General features: G+C 62.1%; 11 protein-coding genes. 6 read left to right on the forward strand and 5 right to left on the reverse strand.

Annotated elements, in window-relative coordinates; translation table 11 throughout:
* Nucleotides 1-116: 116 nt before the first annotated feature.
* From ACR0J1_RS14380 to ACR0J1_RS14400, 5 genes are all read left to right on the forward strand, one after another.
* Nucleotides 117-2,291, forward strand: a complete 2,175-nt coding sequence (locus tag ACR0J1_RS14380) for a serine/threonine protein kinase (RefSeq protein ID WP_480733350.1) — start codon at nt 117-119, stop codon at nt 2,289-2,291.
* A 200-nt stretch (nt 2,292-2,491) separates the two neighbouring features.
* Nucleotides 2,492-3,514: an FHA domain-containing protein gene (locus ACR0J1_RS14385; protein ID WP_480733349.1), complete on the forward strand. Its 1,023-nt coding sequence runs from the start codon at nt 2,492-2,494 to the stop codon at nt 3,512-3,514.
* Nucleotides 3,514-4,293 carry a PP2C family protein-serine/threonine phosphatase gene (locus tag ACR0J1_RS14390; RefSeq protein WP_480733348.1) on the forward strand — a complete coding sequence of 260 codons (780 nt, stop codon included), beginning with the start codon at nt 3,514-3,516 and terminating at the stop codon, nt 4,291-4,293. The genes ACR0J1_RS14385 and ACR0J1_RS14390 overlap by 1 nt, the downstream gene beginning before the upstream one ends.
* Before the next feature lie 22 nt (nt 4,294-4,315).
* Nucleotides 4,316-5,578, forward strand: coding sequence for a type 2 periplasmic-binding domain-containing protein (locus ACR0J1_RS14395; RefSeq protein ID WP_480733347.1), 1,263 nt, complete (start codon nt 4,316-4,318; stop codon nt 5,576-5,578).
* Nucleotides 5,579-5,622: 44 nt separating this feature from the next.
* On the forward strand, nt 5,623-6,729 hold the full coding sequence (locus ACR0J1_RS14400; RefSeq protein WP_480733346.1) for a peptidoglycan-binding protein LysM: 1,107 nt from the start codon (nt 5,623-5,625) through the stop codon (nt 6,727-6,729).
* 355 nt (nt 6,730-7,084) lie between these two features.
* On the opposite strand, the gene ACR0J1_RS14405 is transcribed toward ACR0J1_RS14400, so the two are convergent.
* From ACR0J1_RS14405 to ACR0J1_RS14420, 4 genes are all read right to left on the reverse strand, one after another.
* Entirely contained in the window at nt 7,085-9,298 is a 2,214-nt protein-coding gene (locus ACR0J1_RS14405; RefSeq protein ID WP_480733345.1) for an NADP-dependent isocitrate dehydrogenase, read from the reverse strand.
* 213 nt (nt 9,299-9,511) lie between these two features.
* Nucleotides 9,512-10,477 carry a HAMP domain-containing sensor histidine kinase gene (locus ACR0J1_RS14410; protein ID WP_480733344.1) on the reverse strand — a complete coding sequence of 322 codons (966 nt, stop codon included), beginning with the start codon at nt 10,475-10,477 and terminating at the stop codon, nt 9,512-9,514.
* Nucleotides 10,465-11,142 carry a response regulator transcription factor gene (locus ACR0J1_RS14415; protein ID WP_480733343.1) on the reverse strand — a complete coding sequence of 226 codons (678 nt, stop codon included), beginning with the start codon at nt 11,140-11,142 and terminating at the stop codon, nt 10,465-10,467. Before ACR0J1_RS14415 ends, ACR0J1_RS14410 begins: the two co-directional genes overlap by 13 nt.
* Nucleotides 11,120-12,589, reverse strand: coding sequence for a DUF4153 domain-containing protein (locus ACR0J1_RS14420; RefSeq protein WP_480733342.1), 1,470 nt, complete (start codon nt 12,587-12,589; stop codon nt 11,120-11,122). The genes ACR0J1_RS14415 and ACR0J1_RS14420 overlap by 23 nt, the downstream gene beginning before the upstream one ends.
* A 160-nt stretch (nt 12,590-12,749) precedes the next feature.
* On the opposite strand from ACR0J1_RS14420, the gene ACR0J1_RS14425 reads away from it, so the two are divergent.
* On the forward strand, nt 12,750-15,056 hold the full coding sequence (locus ACR0J1_RS14425) for a Tex family protein (RefSeq protein WP_480733341.1): 2,307 nt from the start codon (nt 12,750-12,752) through the stop codon (nt 15,054-15,056).
* A 31-nt stretch (nt 15,057-15,087) separates the two neighbouring features.
* Here the strand turns inward: ACR0J1_RS14425 and ACR0J1_RS14430 are convergent, their stop codons facing one another.
* Nucleotides 15,088-15,882, reverse strand: coding sequence for an IclR family transcriptional regulator (locus tag ACR0J1_RS14430; protein ID WP_480733340.1), 795 nt, complete (start codon nt 15,880-15,882; stop codon nt 15,088-15,090).
* Between the last annotated feature and the right edge of the window lie 6 nt (nt 15,883-15,888).

The following is a 15,888-nucleotide window of genomic DNA, read 5'->3' on the forward strand; positions in this document are numbered from 1 at the left end:
GTCAAATTTGAACCGTCTAACCGTCTCAAGTGTCCTGCGGTTGTGTTTGGTTGTGAGTTCGTGGGCTGAAGCCCCAGTTATCTATGCCGCAAAACGTATGAAATGGGCGGGAAGATATGAGCCACAACCAGGCTGTCGGCACAACGCACGACGAACCTCAGATCGAAGGACTGCAGCCAGGCGCAAAGTTGCTGCGCGGCCAGTATGAAATCCAGCGCTTTCTCAGCAATGGCGGGTTCGGGATCACCTATCTGGCCCGGGACAGCCTGGATCGGGACGTGGTGATCAAGGAATGCTATCCGGGCGCACTCTGCCACCGGAACGGCGATCTGGTTGAGCCCGCAAACCCCGATCACAAGGATGATCTGCGCGCCATTATCGAGCTGTTCATTCAGGAAGCCCGCAATCACGCGCGGCTGGTGCATCCCAACATCGTCGACGTGCATCAGGTGTTCGAAGACAACAACACCGCCTATATCGCGATGGACCTGATCCGCGGCTGCGACCTTCTGGATTATGTCCAGAACCCCGAGAATGAAAGCGGCCCGGATTTCATCGTTCAGGTCACCGAAAAGATGCTGTCGGCGGTGTCGTTCATCCACCAGAGCGGGATGCTGCACCGGGATATCTCGCCCGACAACATCCTGATCGACGAACATGGTGAACCGATCCTGATCGACTTTGGGGCCGCACGCGAACAGGCGGCCAACAAATCGGCAGCCCTGCTGACGCTGCGGGTGATCAAAGACGGGTATTCGCCGCATGAGTTCTACGTACGCGGTGCGGAACAGGGGCCCAGCAGCGACCTTTATGTGCTGGCGGCCACGCTCTATCACGCGATCAGCGGCGAGCGCCCGATTGACGGCCAGACCCGCCTGAACGCATTCAACAACGGTCAGGACGACCCGTATTCACCGCTCACGGACCGCTTCAGCGGCTATCCCGAGGGTTTTCTGGAAGCGATCGACAAAGCGATGGAGGTCCATGCCACGGACCGCCTGCAATCGGCGCTGGACTGGTTGCGCATGTTCCGCGGCCCTGACGTGATGTTCGACACGTTCGGCTATCGCCCGGTCTCGGTCATCGTCGGCATGGATCGCAAAGATGCGCAGGCCGAAAAGGAACGGATCCAGGCCGAAAGCGAGAATGCCGAGGCCGTCGTGACCGCCCTGCTGGCCGGAAACTCCGATCTGGTGCTGGGCAACGAAGAAAAATCCGATGGCGAGTTGGCCAAGTTCACGCCGCAGGACGAAGCGGCCGTGGCCGTCGACACCGTTGTCAAAAGCGGTTCGGGCGGCAGCGGCAAGATGATCGCGGGGGCCGCGGTGGTATGTGCCGCGTTGGCCGCCGGGGGATATTTCATGATGTCGGGCGATCAGTCGACGCCCGGGGCAACACCGGCAACAGAGCAGGCGACGGTCACTCCGGCACCTGCAGATACAGCGCCGGAACCGGTCGAGCAGACCGCCGAAGCCGTAACAGAGCCGCAACAGGCCGAACCCGCTTTGGCACCGGAACCAGAACAAGCACAGGAGCAACCTGTCGAGCAGACTCTGGAAGCCCCCGAAGATCCGGTTGTCACCGAGGCCCCGGCAGAGGCACCGCCCGAAACACCGGTGGTGGCCGAAGTCGAGACCAGCGCACCGGTCGTTGCCGAGGCACCGGCTGTGGCGGAACCCGTCGATCTGGCCCCCGAACAGGTGGCTTTCGGGCATTGGGACGTCGAAATCCCATTCTCCATTTCCCAACGCCGCAGTTCCACCGGCAGCACCATCGCCATCAACGGCGTCGACGCAGATCAGGATATGTCGGTGATCGGAGACTGGGTGCAACGCGGCGCGACGATCTTTACGCTCAACGGGGAACCGGTGCGCCCGGATGCCTCTTTTGCAGCGCAGATTCTGGACAATTTCTCGGTGGATCCCGACGGCTATATCCGCGTCGCCGCCCGGTACCGTCCGCTGGGACAGACCCGGGCACAGAACGGACTGCTGGCCCTGCCCGCCTACCGCATGTTCGGCCTGCACAACGGCTATACCTTTGACGTGCGCCATGATGGTGAGGCCGGCTGGCAGACCGTCGTGACCGCCGTACCGCAGGACAGCGCGAGCAGCCTGCAGCGCGGTGACATCCTGCTGAATGAGTCCGGCACAGGAACCACCATCGACGGGCCCGAAAGTCTGGATGCCGTTTTGGCCCAACTTGTCGCAGATAACCAGCCCGAGGCGCGCCTGACGGTTCTGCGCAACGGATCCGAAAGCGCTGCGGCGATGCAGCTGGCGCAGGAGTAGTTCTACCGGTTCGTGTGAAATTCGCCAGCGTGTGTGTGCTGAGGGTGGCCCCAACATCGCCCCCCTGTCGGGAACCGGCCCGTCGCGAAGTTACCAGTTTCCCGTTTTTCCTTTCATCAGTGCCTCTGCATCAGACGCAGGGGTTTGTAGCAGCCCCACGGGATGATCCCCGTGCCAGAATTCAAGAAGGTAACGACACCATGTTCAAATACAAAAGCCCTCTCAGCCGGCTTCTCGAAGGTGCCGGAAAACCGAAAGAAGACGCAGTCGAAACCGAGGCGGTGCAGGACGACAAGCCCGAACCGATTGCCGATTTCAACGCGCTGCGCGCCGCCTTGGGCGGTGGCGACATGAAGGCGGACGCCTATGAAGACAGCGATGAGCTGATCCCCGAAGATACCATGCCGGATTTCGCCGATGAAGAACCCGCACCCGAAGAGGTGGCCGAGGTCGTCGAAGACGAAATGCCGACCCCCGAGGACGTCGTCGCCGAGGCTGAGGAAGAAGTTGAGGAAGACGACCAGATCGTCACCCTTCACCTGACCGAAGAGGACGAAGTCGACAACACCGAATACGCCATGCTGGCATCTGTTGCCGAAGCCTCTGCGCCCGAGCCCGAAGTCGCGCCGGAACCCCAACCCGAGCCCGAGATCGTGGCAGAGGTTGTGACCGAGGTGGAACCCGAACCGGCACCGGAACCCGCGCCCGAGCCCATCGCCGAAGCGCCCCAACAGCCCGAGACCCCTGCGGCCCCCGCCGAAGATCGCCGCTCGCGCGTCAAGACAACCTTTCTGGGCTTTGAACGCGCCGATACCCATGTGCAAGAGCTGATCGAAACCGCCGAACCGGTGGCCGCCGCCCCAGCTGCGCAACAGACCTATCCGGTTGGCTGGCTGGTCGTGACTGCCGGACCGGGACGTGGCGCCTGCGTCACCCTCACCGAAGGCCTGATGCAGATCGGTCGCAACGATGATCAGGCCATCCAGCTTGATTTCGGCGATACCGGGATTTCTCGCAGCAACCACGCGGTGATTGCCTATGATCCCGAGGACCGGAAATGTTATCTGGGCCATGGCGGCAAGGCGAACCTTGTGCGGCTGAACGGCAAACCGGTACTCAGCACCATTGCCCTGTCCAACGGCGATCTGATCCGCATCAGCGAGACCTCAATCCGCTTTACCGCCTTCTGCGACGATGGCTTTGACTGGCGGGATGCCGACTGATGCTGGCGACCCCTGCATATGACATCGCCCTGATCCTGGACCAGGGTCAGCGCGAGACGCAGGAAGACGCGATTGCCGCGCGGGTCTTCGACACAGCCCAGGCGGGCTATGTCGTGATCGCTGACGGCATGGGCGGGCACGATGCGGGCGAGGTTGCATCCGCGCTTGTGATCGCCGCCTGGCAAGAGGCGCTGGATGCGCAGCTTGAAAACGATGAAGTGACGAAGGGCGCTCTGCTCGACGCCCTGCCCATGGCAGCCATGCAAGCAAATGCTCAGGTGGCCAGCCATGGCGAAACCTCCGGGATCCAGCTGGGGTCCACCCTGCTGGGCACCCTGCTGGTCGACCAGAACCTATTCTGGATCTCGATCGGCGACAGCCCCCTGTACCTGTTCCGCGACGGCACCCTGAGCCAGATCAACGAGGATCATTCGATGGCCCCCGTGATTGACGGCCAGCTTGCGCAGGGCCTGTTGACCGAGGCCGAAGCGCAAACCCATCCCGACCGCAATCAGTTGACCTCGGTCATCATGGGCGCGGCGATCCCCAAGGTGGATTGCCCGGAACAGCCGCTGGCGCTGAACCCGGCGGACATTCTGATCCTCGGCAGCGACGGGCTGCAATATCTCAGCAATGCCCAGATCGAAGCGCTGCTGCACAGCCACATTCATTCTCCGGCCCGCGACATTGCCGATGCGCTGTTACAGGCGCTGCACGCCAAGGCGGACCCGGATCAGGACAATATTTCAATCGCCGTGGTCAAACCGGCGCAGACATAAAAAGGCAGAGAAACAGGACAACATGAGAACCCATCTGATCATATCCAGCCTGGCTCTTGCAGCCGCAACAGGGGCGGCCTCGGCGCAAGAGGCGTGTTCAACCTATGAGATTCAGCGCGGCGACAGCCTGCGGGAATTGGCAATCCAGGTCTACGCGACCGAGGATTACCGGTTCATCTATGACGCCAACCGCGATGTCATCGGCTCAAACCCCAACATCATCCGCGTCGGTGATGTTCTGACCTTCCCCTGCTTGGAAGACATTGGCCGCGCGCCCGAACTGCCTGACACCGAAGAGGGCCGAATGGCCGCTGAAATGGCTTCGGAACTGGTGAAGGCTGCAGAGGAACGTGCCGCCAAGGCCATCGCCGAGGCCGAAGCCCGCGTGGCCGCCGCCGAAGCCGAAGCCAAGAAAGCCAGCGAAGAGGCCGTGATCACGGCCCGCGCCGAAGCGAAGAAAGAGATTGAGGCCGCCCGCGCCGAAGGGGCCGCCCTGATCCGCAACGCAGAAGGTGGCGAGCGGCCGGAAATCCGCGATCGCCAGCTTCTTCTGATCACCGGCGGCAACTATGCCCCCTTCACGGATGAGGCGCTGCCGAACCGGGGCCTTTACACCGATCTGGTCGAGACCGCGATGCTGCGAGCCGCGCCCGAGCAGCCCTATAAGATCCAGTTTGTCAATGACTGGTCCTCGCATCTGGACCTGCTGATGCCAACGCTGGCCTTCGACGCGACCTTCCCCTGGTCGCGCCCGAACTGTGAAGAGGCTGAGGCCCTGTCGGAAAGCGACCGTACCCGCTGTGAGACCTACAACTTCTCGAACCCGTTTTACGAAGTGGTGGATACGTTCTTTGCCAAGGACGGCGCAGGCTATGAGGAAACTCTGACCTATGCGGATTTCGTGGGCACCACGATCTGCCGCCCCGAAGGCTGGTCCTTGTCGCATATGGATGCGGTGGGCCTTTATGAACCGGCAATCACCCTGATGCGCCCGGTGTCGCCCGATGACTGCTTTCACGCGGTCATGGATGGCAGCGCCGATATCGTTGCCATCGAAGCCCATCTGGCGGTCGAGGCCATCAGCCGTCTGGGTTACGAGCATCAGATTATCGAAAACCCCAACCTGGCGGCAATTAAGTCGCTTAACGTCATGACCCACAAAGATAATCCGGATGGGGAAGCGATCCTTGAGACGCTCAACCAGGGTCTGGCGATCATGCAGCAATCTGGCGAATGGCGCGACATCGTGTCGACTGCCCTGCGCTATCAAATGGAAAATGGCTAAGGCCTCAATTGGCCTGACAAAACAAAAGTCTGGAGGACGAGGACATGATGAACAAGACATTCAAGAAGGCCGCATTGGCGGCAACAGCTTTCACCGCGCTGAACGCCGGTGCAGTCGCCGCGCAAGAGGCCTGCTCGAACTATACAGTGCAGGACGGCGACACGCTGGCAACGATTGCCATCGCGGCCTACGGCACATCGAACTATCAGCCGATCTTCAACGCGAACCGCAACGCGATCATCAACCCCGGCTCGCTGGAGACCGGTCTGGTTCTGGCCCTGCCATGTGAAGACGGCAGCCTGCCCAACGGCCAGTCCGCACAGGAACTGATCGCCGCCGAAGAAAAACGTGCAGCCAGCGTCAAACGCTCGAACGTGTACGCGCCGCCGATCAAGATGGTTGCGGGCAACGGCTGGGAGCCGTTCACAACCGAAAACCTGAATGGCGGCGGCATCATGACCCGTCTGGCAACGACCAGCCTGCAGCGGGCCGGCAATAGCCGTGACTTCTCGGTCAGCTTTGTCGACGACTGGAGTTCGCACCTGGAAACGCTGCTGCCGCTGGGCGCGTTCGACATTTCCATCGCCTGGACCGTGCCGGATTGCACCAACCGCTCGTATGAATGGTCTGCAGAAACCGAAGCGCGCTGCACTCAGTTTGTTGCCTCGGTTCCGGTTTACGACATCGTCGGTGGTTTCTTTACCCTGCCCGAGAGCGAATACGCGAAGGCCACCGATTTCTCGGACCTCGAAGGTTCGACCATCTGCCGCATGGCAGGCTGGAGCATGGTGGTTCTGGAAGAACAAGGTCTGAACCGCGACAACACAAGTGTGGTTCAACCCAATTCGGCCCGCGAATGCCTTGATGCCGTGCTGACCGGCACAGCAGATGTAGCCGCCTTCGAAGTCGACCTGTTCGCGTCAACCATGAGAGACATGGGCCTGACTTCGGCAGACATCGTTGAAAACCCTTATGTCTCCACCCTGTCGTCGATGAGCTTCCTGGCGCACCGGACCAACCCGTTCGCCCGCGAATACATCGCAATGATGAACAAAGGTCTGATCGAAATGCGTGAATCCGGCGAATGGTACGCGATCATCTCGGACACGCTGCGCGAACAGAACGAAAAGCTGAACGCAGCGTCTAACTGATCTCTCGGTCGATAAGGCCAATCTTGGGGCGGGTCGAAAGACCTGCCCTTTTTTGTTGCCTATCCGGATTTTGTGCATCGACGCCCCATGAGGGTGTGTCGCCTAAATGGGTCAATATAGCCTGCATAAGCCGCTTATTGACCAAAAAATCCTGCGCTACGGGAATTCCCCAATAGTCAGGGTCAGCAATATGCGTAGGATGAACTCAACTGCACCGGTGAGGCTTTAGCCTCGCCACTCACTCAGAAAAGGGCTGGCTATGGGGGTCGGCCCTTTTCTAGTTCGGACGCATGAAAAAACCGGCCCCAGAGAGGGCCGGTTTTTTGGTTTTTTGCACAGCCATGGCTGAGGCAGATCAGCCGATTATCGCGTTCAGCGTCGCGCTGGGGCGCATCACCGCCGCCGCCTTGGCCGGATCGGTGTGATAGTAACCACCCAGATCAGCCGCAGCACCCTGGGCCGCCGCCAGTTCTGCCAGGATCTGACCTTCCTTGTCGGCCAGTTCCTGCGCCACTGGCGCAAATTCGGCGGCCAGATCGGCATCGTCGGATTGCGCCGCCAGTGCCTCGGCCCAGTAGCGGGCGAACCAATAGTGGCTGTCGCGGTTATCGGGCTGACCGACCTTCCGGCTGGGCGATTTGTTGTTGTCCAGAATGCCCTGTGTTGCGGCCTCGGCAGCGGCGCCCAGAACACCGGCCTTGGCGTTGCCCTTGCTGTCGGCCAGGAAGTTCAGGGATTCCCCAAGCGCACAGAACTCACCCATCGAGTCCCAGCGCAGGTGGTTTTCCTCGACCAGCTGCTGAACGTGTTTCGGGGCCGAACCCCCTGCCCCGGTCTCGAACAGTCCGCCGCCATTCATCAGCTTGACGATCGACAGCATCTTGGCCGAAGTGCCCAGTTCCAAGATCGGGAACAGGTCGGTCAGATAGTCCCGCAGCACGTTGCCGGTGATCGCAATCGAGTCTTTGCCCGCCGTGATCGTCTCAAGTGACTGGCGGGTCGCCTCGCGCGGGGCCATGATCAGGAACTTGTCAGCCACGCCAGCCGCCTCAAGCGCCGGTTTGACGTACTTGATCAGTTCCGCGTCATGGGCGCGGTTTGCGTCCAGCCAGAAGATCGCCTCGGAGCCCGTCAGGCGTTGACGATCCATCGCCAGCTGAATCCAGTTCTCGATGGGGGCTTTCTTGACGGTGCAGGAGCGCCAGATATCGCCCTGCTCGACCTCATGGGAATGCAGCGTCTCGCCATTGGCCAGAACGATCCGAATGGTGCCATCGGCTGGTGCCTGGAACGTAGTCGGGTGAGAGCCATATTCCTCGGCCTTCTGTGCCATCAGACCCACGTTGGCCACGGCTCCGGCAGTCGCCGGGTTCAGCGCGCCGTTGGCTTTGAAGAACTTGATGGATTCATCATAAACCGGCGCATAGCAGCGGTCGGGGATCACGCAGTTGGTGTCACCCTTGGCACCGGTCTCATCCCAGCCCTTACCGCCCGCACGGATCACCGCAGGCATCGAGGCGTCGATGATCACGTCCGACGGCACGTGCAGGTTGGTGATGCCCTTGTCGCTGTCGACCATATACATGGACGGGCGGTCGCCTTTCAGCGCATCAATAGCGGCCATGATATCGGCATTGCCCTGAACCCGTTCCAGCAGATCGCCCAGACCCGAGTTCGGGTTCACACCCAGCGCCTCCAGTTCCGCGCCGAATTTCTCGAACACAGGGGCCAGCCACGCCTTGACCGCATAGCCAAAGATGATCGGGTCGCTGACCTTCATCATCGTCGCTTTCATATGCAGCGAGAACATGGTGCCGTCTGCCTTGGTGTCCTCGATGGCCTCGGTCAGAAACGCCGACAGCGCCTTGACCGACATGAAGGTCGCATCGGCAACGGTGCCTTCTTCCAGCGGCCAGCCGTCTTTCAGAACAGCCACGCTGCCATCTTTGCCGACGAATTCGATCTTCGCATCCCCAGCCTGCGCGGCGGTGATGGTGGCCGATTTCTCGTTGGCATAGAAATCATTGCCGGGCATCGAAGACACTTTGGTCTTGCTGTCCGAGGCCCACGCGCCCATCGAATGCGGGTTTTTCTGCGCATAGTTCTTCACCGCTCGTGCCGCGCGGCGGTCACTGTTGCCTTCGCGCAGAACCGGATTCACCGCCGAGCCCTTGATTGCGTCATAGCGCGCCCGGATCGCCTTTTCTTCATCGGTCGAAGGCTCTTCGGGGTAGTTGGGGATATCATAGCCCTGCGACTGCAGCTCCTCGATGGCCGCCACCAACTGCGGGACCGAGGCCGAGATGTTCGGCAGCTTGATCACGTTGGCGTCCGGCGTCTTCACCAGCTCACCCAAGGCAGTCAGATCGTCGGTGATTCGCTGCGCCTCGGTCAGGTTCTCGGGGAAGGTCGCGATGATGCGCCCGGCCAGCGAGATATCCTTGGTCCCAACGCTGACACCCGCGGCGGATGCGAACTTGCGGATGATGGGCAGGAACGACGCGCTGGCTAGCTCAGGCGCTTCGTCTACAATGGTATACAATACGTCGAAGTTCGAATTTTCTGCCATATTCCCTTACCTTTTTTAAAGCCTTTCGGGGCGTGCGATCCAAGAGTATGTGCCAACGCTGAATACTGGCACCGAGCCGTTACGGGGCGATGACGCCCCACGGGTGACTCTGATTTGACAGGGCCTCCCTTAAATCAGGATGGGCCGGGGATCAATCGTGTTTGGGGGCGCATATTGACACGGGGAGGGCAAAACCGCGCCTGTGCCGTTTCCTCAGGCAGCGGGGAACAGAATTTCAAACCGCGCGCCTCGCACGGACGGTTGATGAGAAATCTGCCCCCCATGAGCGCCCAGCAGGCTTGCCGCGATGGCCAGTCCCATGCCGGTGCCGCCCTGTTCACGGGCTGTGGTGAAAAAGGGGGCGAAGATGCGGTCTCGGTTGCCGTCGGATATCCCCGGGCCATCGTCCTGAACTGTCAACCGCCCCGGTGCGGCGCTCAGCGTGACCTGACCCGCGCCGTGGCGGCTGGCATTGTCCAGCAATTGCTGTAGAACCACTCTCAGGCCTGATGCGGCCAGCGGCAGGTTCTGATCAAGGCCTTCGAATATCAGATCAAGCCCAGCGAAGCGCTCTTGCAAATCGTTCGCCAACTCAGCCAGCGTGCCTGTCCCGTGATGCTCGGGCACCCGGGCGGCGGCGACACGGTTGAGGGCGCTCAGGTGGGTTTGCATCTGATCGTTTGCGCCTAGAATCTGCTGCAGCAAAGCCCGGTCCTGATCCGACAGGTCCGGCGAGTCGTCCAGCAGTTCTCCGGCGGCCCGGATTGCAGTCACCGGTGTCTTCAACTCATGTGTCACGTGGTCGGCGAAGCCGCGGATCGAGGCTTCGCGGCGTTGCAGGGTTTCGGCCATACCAAGGACCGAGCGGGCCAGACGTGCCAATTCCTGCGTACCGTAATGAGCGGGTGGTTCGGCGGGTTGACCGGATTCGACCGAGGCCGAATAAGCCGCCAAAGCCGAGATCGGGCGCAGCAGCAAACGCACAAGCAGGTAGCCCAGCACCCCGGTAGCCACGCCGATCAGCCCCGCCAGTAGCAGCGCCGCGTTGCGAAATCCGATCTCGGGGCCGAGATAGCGCAGCGCGATCAGGCCAAGCAGCGACAGGGCCAGTGTGCCAGCCAGCGCACCGCCCAGAACAAAGCCCAGCGACGGGCGCCACTTGCGCCTCAGCCCGGCCATGCGCCCATCCGCAGACCAATACCATGCACGGTTTCGATGGCGCTGCCCCAACCCTGTTCACCCAGCTTGCGCCGCAGGTTGCGCAGATGGCTGTCCAGCGTGCGGTCGGCCACCGCGCTGCCTGCGCCGTAGATCGCATCGATCAGTTGCGGGCGCGAGACAATGGCCTCGGGCGTCTGCATCAGGCGGCGCAGGATCGACAGCTCTGTCGCTGTCAGCGCCAGCGCCGCACCGTCGATACGCACAGAGTGACCCGTGGCATCCAGCTCGACCGGCCCGTGGCGCAAAACACCCGCCGCACCCCCCGCCGAGCTGCGTTTCAGGATCGCCTTGATCCGCGCCACCAGTTCTCGGGGGCTGAAGGGCTTGGTGACGTAATCGTCAGCCCCCAGTTCGAGGCCCAGAATCCGGTCGATCTCATCATCGCGGGCGGTCAGGAACAGGATCGGCACCTCGGATCGGGCGCGCAGGCGGCGGCAGACCTCAAGCCCGTCCAGTTCGGGCAGGCCCACGTCCAGCACCACCAGATCGGGGGCCTCGCGCATGGCATGGGTCAGCGCCAATTGCCCGTCGCGCGCGGTGATGACCTGATAGCCCGCGCGCTCCAACGTGATCGAGACCAGCTCGCGCAGGCGCGGATCGTCATCCACGACGAGGATTTTCATCAGGTTTCTCCGGTTTCGTTTCGGCGTTCAGACTACGGATCACGCGATCCGCGCGAAACCCCCATTCCCGCCAATTGCTGATCTGCGGCGTCCATGCAGCACAGCCCGTGGGGCGCGGTGAATTTGCGATCTCAGCCGCTGCCATCGGACCCAACTGGCAGACATAGTATTCATCGTAGCGCTGCGGATGGTGCAGATTCTCCCGCGCAATCAGCGCCGCGAAATTCACGAAACAGCACGCGTAGAGCACCCCAAGACCCAGCGCGGCGGATCGCAGCAGCAGCCACCGGTTCGATTTCCCGCGCAGGATTTGCCAGCCCACCAGACACAGTCCCGCTACCACCAAACCCATCCAGATCGCGGCATGAACTCGCAGATAGGTCAGCCCATAGGCCTCGACATACAGCGACAGGCGAACCAGAGACGAGATCACCAGCAGCACGTTCTGACCCAGCCACAGCATCATCCAGCGGGTCAGGCGCCGACGCTCGGCCAGAAACGGGCGCGCGGCAAGCGCGAAGGCTCCGGCCAGCAGCGCGGTGACCAGCAGGGGATAGGCACCGCGATGGGCGTATTCGGCGTGACTCATGCCGTCGGGTAGGTCGGCATTGCCCCATAGAAAAGCGATATCCATGACCGTCTGCACCGCCAGCAGCAGGTTGAAGGTGATCAGCGCATTGGCCACAGACCCCGCGTTCAGGCCAAATCCGGGCAGAGAACGGGGTTGCCTTGGCCCACTCCGCGCGGCCAGCAATTCGGGCCGCACCGCGACGGCCAGAACCGGCCAGATCAACAGGGCGCTCCCCAGCCAGAACAGGATCCGGTCGATGCGAAGGTCAAACCTCCAGAGATGATCGAGCCAATCTGACAGGATCGGGTTTGCAGACATCATGAGCGACATCAGGATCAGACCGCCCCCGACTGGAAATCCCCAGGCCCGCAGCAGGCGCAAAACCGCGCCATCGGCCCGTGATGCGGCATGGCCACTCTGCAGCGCCTCAATGGCGTCGCGGACCGCCAACAACGGGGCCACAGACAAGAACCTGCGCCACGAGGGGCCCTCGTATCGGCCCAGAACCGCCCAGCACAGCGCCACGGTCGAGCCACCCAGCAGAAACGCAACCGACAGCGCCTGCACATATTCCACCACCGGCAAGGCGCTGAGCACCAGCAGAACCGCCGGTCCGATCAGACCCGCCCGCCGCGCCAATAGAAACCACACAACCCCGGCCAACGCACAGGCAAAAACCGCCAGCGAAACGCCCGGGGGATGGTCCAGAAACAACACATCCGCCAGCGCGACCAAGAGGGCCAGACCTCCGACCGCGTGTCGCCTGCCCGGCCCTGTGCCACCATCCTGCCTTTCGCCTGGCTGCTCGGGCGCATCAAACCACCAACTGTCCTGCAAAACCGAGGCCGGAACCCCGCGCACGATAAACTGTCCCATATCACTGCTCCATTTGTTCTAGTGCAGCGTCTTTCTGGCCGGCTTGGGTGCAGAACATCGCGCATGGCTCGTGCAGTTTTCGTGCAGGGCGTCAAAGCCCCTTCCCCTCGCCTGCCCCTCTGGCTAAGACGGTCCTCCAACCGACAGTCAGGAGGCCCCCTTGGACCGCATCGCCCGCACCATCGCCACCGAGATCAACGCCCGCCCCGAACAGGTCGGGGCTGCGGTCAGGTTGCTGGACGAAGGCGCAACGGTGCCCTTTGTCGCCCGCTACCGCAAAGAGGTGACCGGCGGGCTGGACGATACGCAGCTGCGCACGCTGTCCGACCGCCTGACCTATCTGCGCGAGCTTGAAGCCCGGCGCGAGGCCATCGTGAACTCGATCAAAGATCAAGGAAAACTGACCGACGATCTGATCAAATCCATCGCGCAGGCCGAGACCAAGGCGCAGTTGGAGGACATCTATCTGCCCTATAAGCCCAAACGCCGGACCAAGGCCATGATCGCTCGCGAAAACGGGTTGGAGCCGCTGGCCGATGCGATTCTGGCCGACCGTGCCGCCGATCCCGAAGCTCTGGCCGCAGGTTATCTGGGTGAAGCCGTGCCCACAGCCAAGGACGCCTTGAATGGTGCTCGCGATATCATCACCGAGCGCCTGACCGAAAACGCAACCCTGCTGGGGGAACTGCGCAATTTCATGCAGCGCGAAGCCCTGCTGTCCGCAAAGGTGGTCGAGGGCAAAGAACAGGAAGGCGCGAAGTTCAGCGACTATTTCGACCATACCGAGCTGTGGGCCAAAACGCCCTCCCACAGGGCGCTGGCAATGCTTCGGGCTTCGAAAGAGGGGATCGTGACGCTGGACATTGCCCCCGAGCCCGAAACCGGTGCCGCCCGGGCCGAGGCGATGGTCGCCGCCTATTTGCAGACCCGAGGCGACGCGCCGGGCGACAAATGGCTGCGCAAGGTGGCGGGCTGGACATGGCGGGTGAAACTGTCCCTGTCGATGATGGTCGAGCTGATGGCCGATCTGCGCAGCCGCGCGCAGGACGAAGCAATTCAGGTGTTTTCGCGCAACCTCAAGGACTTGCTGTTCGCCGCCCCGGCAGGCGCGCGCGCGACTTTGGGGCTGGACCCGGGCATCCGGACCGGCGTCAAGGCGGCGGTCGTGGATTCAACCGGCAAGGTGGTGGCAACCGATACGCTCTACCCCTTTCAGCCCAAGAATGACCTCCGCGGCGCGCAGGCGGCGATCTTGAACCTGATCTCGGCGCATGAGATCGAGCTGATCGCCATCGGCAACGGCACCGCCAGCCGCGAGACCGAACGTCTGGTGGCCGACACGTTGGCCCTGCTGCCCAAAACCGCCAAGACGCCCACCAAGGTTGTGGTGTCCGAGGCCGGGGCCTCGGTCTATTCTGCCTCGGAACTGGCGGCGCGGGAATTCCCCGATCTGGATGTCTCGTTGCGCGGCGCGGTCTCAATCGCACGCCGCCTGCAGGACCCGCTGGCCGAACTGGTCAAGATCGAACCCAAAAGCATCGGCGTCGGTCAGTACCAGCATGACGTGGATCAGCATCGCCTGTCCCAATCACTGGAGTCGGTTATCGAGGATGTGGTGAACGCGGTCGGCGTGGACCTGAACACTGCCTCAGCCCCGTTGTTGTCCCATGTCTCGGGCCTCGGGCCCGGTTTGGCCGAGGCCATCGTCACTCACCGCGACCTAAACGGAGCCTTCGCCTCGCGCACGGACCTGCTGAATGTTGCGCGTCTTGGCCCCCATGCCTTTGAACAATGCGCGGGCTTTCTGCGTATCCGCGATGGGGCCGAGCCGTTGGACGCCTCATCCGTCCACCCCGAAGCCTATGACGTCGCCCGTCGCGTGGTCAGTGCCTGCGGGCGCGATATCCGGCAGATCATGGGGCATGACGGGGCGCTGAAGGGTCTGCGGGCCGAGCAGTTTGTGGATGGCACATTCGGTCTGCCCACCGTGCGCGATATCTTTGCAGAACTGGAAAAACCCGGTCGTGACCCGCGCCCCAGTTTCAAGACCGCCACGTTCACCGATGGCGTGGAAGAGATCACCGACCTAAAACCCGGCATGGTACTGGAAGGCACGGTCACCAATGTCGCGGCCTTTGGGGCCTTCGTCGATATCGGGGTGCATCAGGACGGTTTGGTCCATGTAAGCCAACTGGCCGACCGGTTCGTCAAAGACCCGCATGAGGTGGTCAAGACCGGTCAGGTGGTCAAAGTCCGGGTGGTCGAGGTCGACGTGCCCCGCAAACGCATCGGCCTGACGATGCGCAAAGACGGCGGTGCCTCCGCGCGAGAGGACAAAGCCGCACGCGGCTCCGCCCGTCCCGCTCGGGCAGCACAATCGAAACGGGCACAGCACAAGGGTCAGTCACAGACCTCGCAAAACAACGCCTTCGGGGACGCGCTACGGGACGCATTCAAAAAGCAATGACGACAACAGAGTGTGAAACGGCCCCGCCGGTTCAGCCACCCTGCCCCATTGCGCCCTTGCCCGCGTAGAACTCGGTCAGCTCATCGGCCAGCCCTTTGTAAAGTGCGTGGACATCGTCGATGCCCGGCACTTCCAACTGATCAATCCGCTCGAGGAACGGGCAGTTGACGACGCTGATCGCCCGCCCTTCGTGATCGAGGACAGGATAGGCCAGGTTGGTAACACCCACCGCCGTCGCCGAAGGCATCCGCTCGTACCCCCATTCCCGGATGCGCGCGACGTGTTCGCGGAACTCAACCTCATCAATCGCCGGCTCGCCCTGAGCCAGTCGGTGCCGATCCAGCAACTCATCCAACTCGGCCGGGCTGCGGAAGGCGGCCAACACACGGCCCGTGCCGGTATTGCCCAGACCGATCACAGTGCCGACGCGTAGTGCCAAACCCCAGTTCCCCGGCGACTCGATCGAAACAACGACAACAATGTCGCCGTTGCTTTCCATCCCCATATGGCACGATTGCCAGGCGGTACGCGTCACCGCGCGCATCCGCGGTGCGGCAAGCTCCAGCAACCGTTCGACCGGCGGGAAGCGCTGGGAAATGGCAAACATCTTGAGGCTGAGCGAATACAGATCATCCTCGGACGAGCGCATGATATAGCCGCGCCGTACCAGCGTGGACAGCATCCGATAAATCTCGCTTTGCGAGCGATCCAGCGCGCGGGCAATATCACCTTGCGCCAGGCCATCGGCGTGCTCTGACAGCAACTCGATGATATCCAGTCCCTTTTCCAGCGCAGGCGCACGGTATTTGTCAGTTGTCCCGGGCAAAAACGG

The organism is Ruegeria sp. CJ3 (assembly GCF_056536725.1).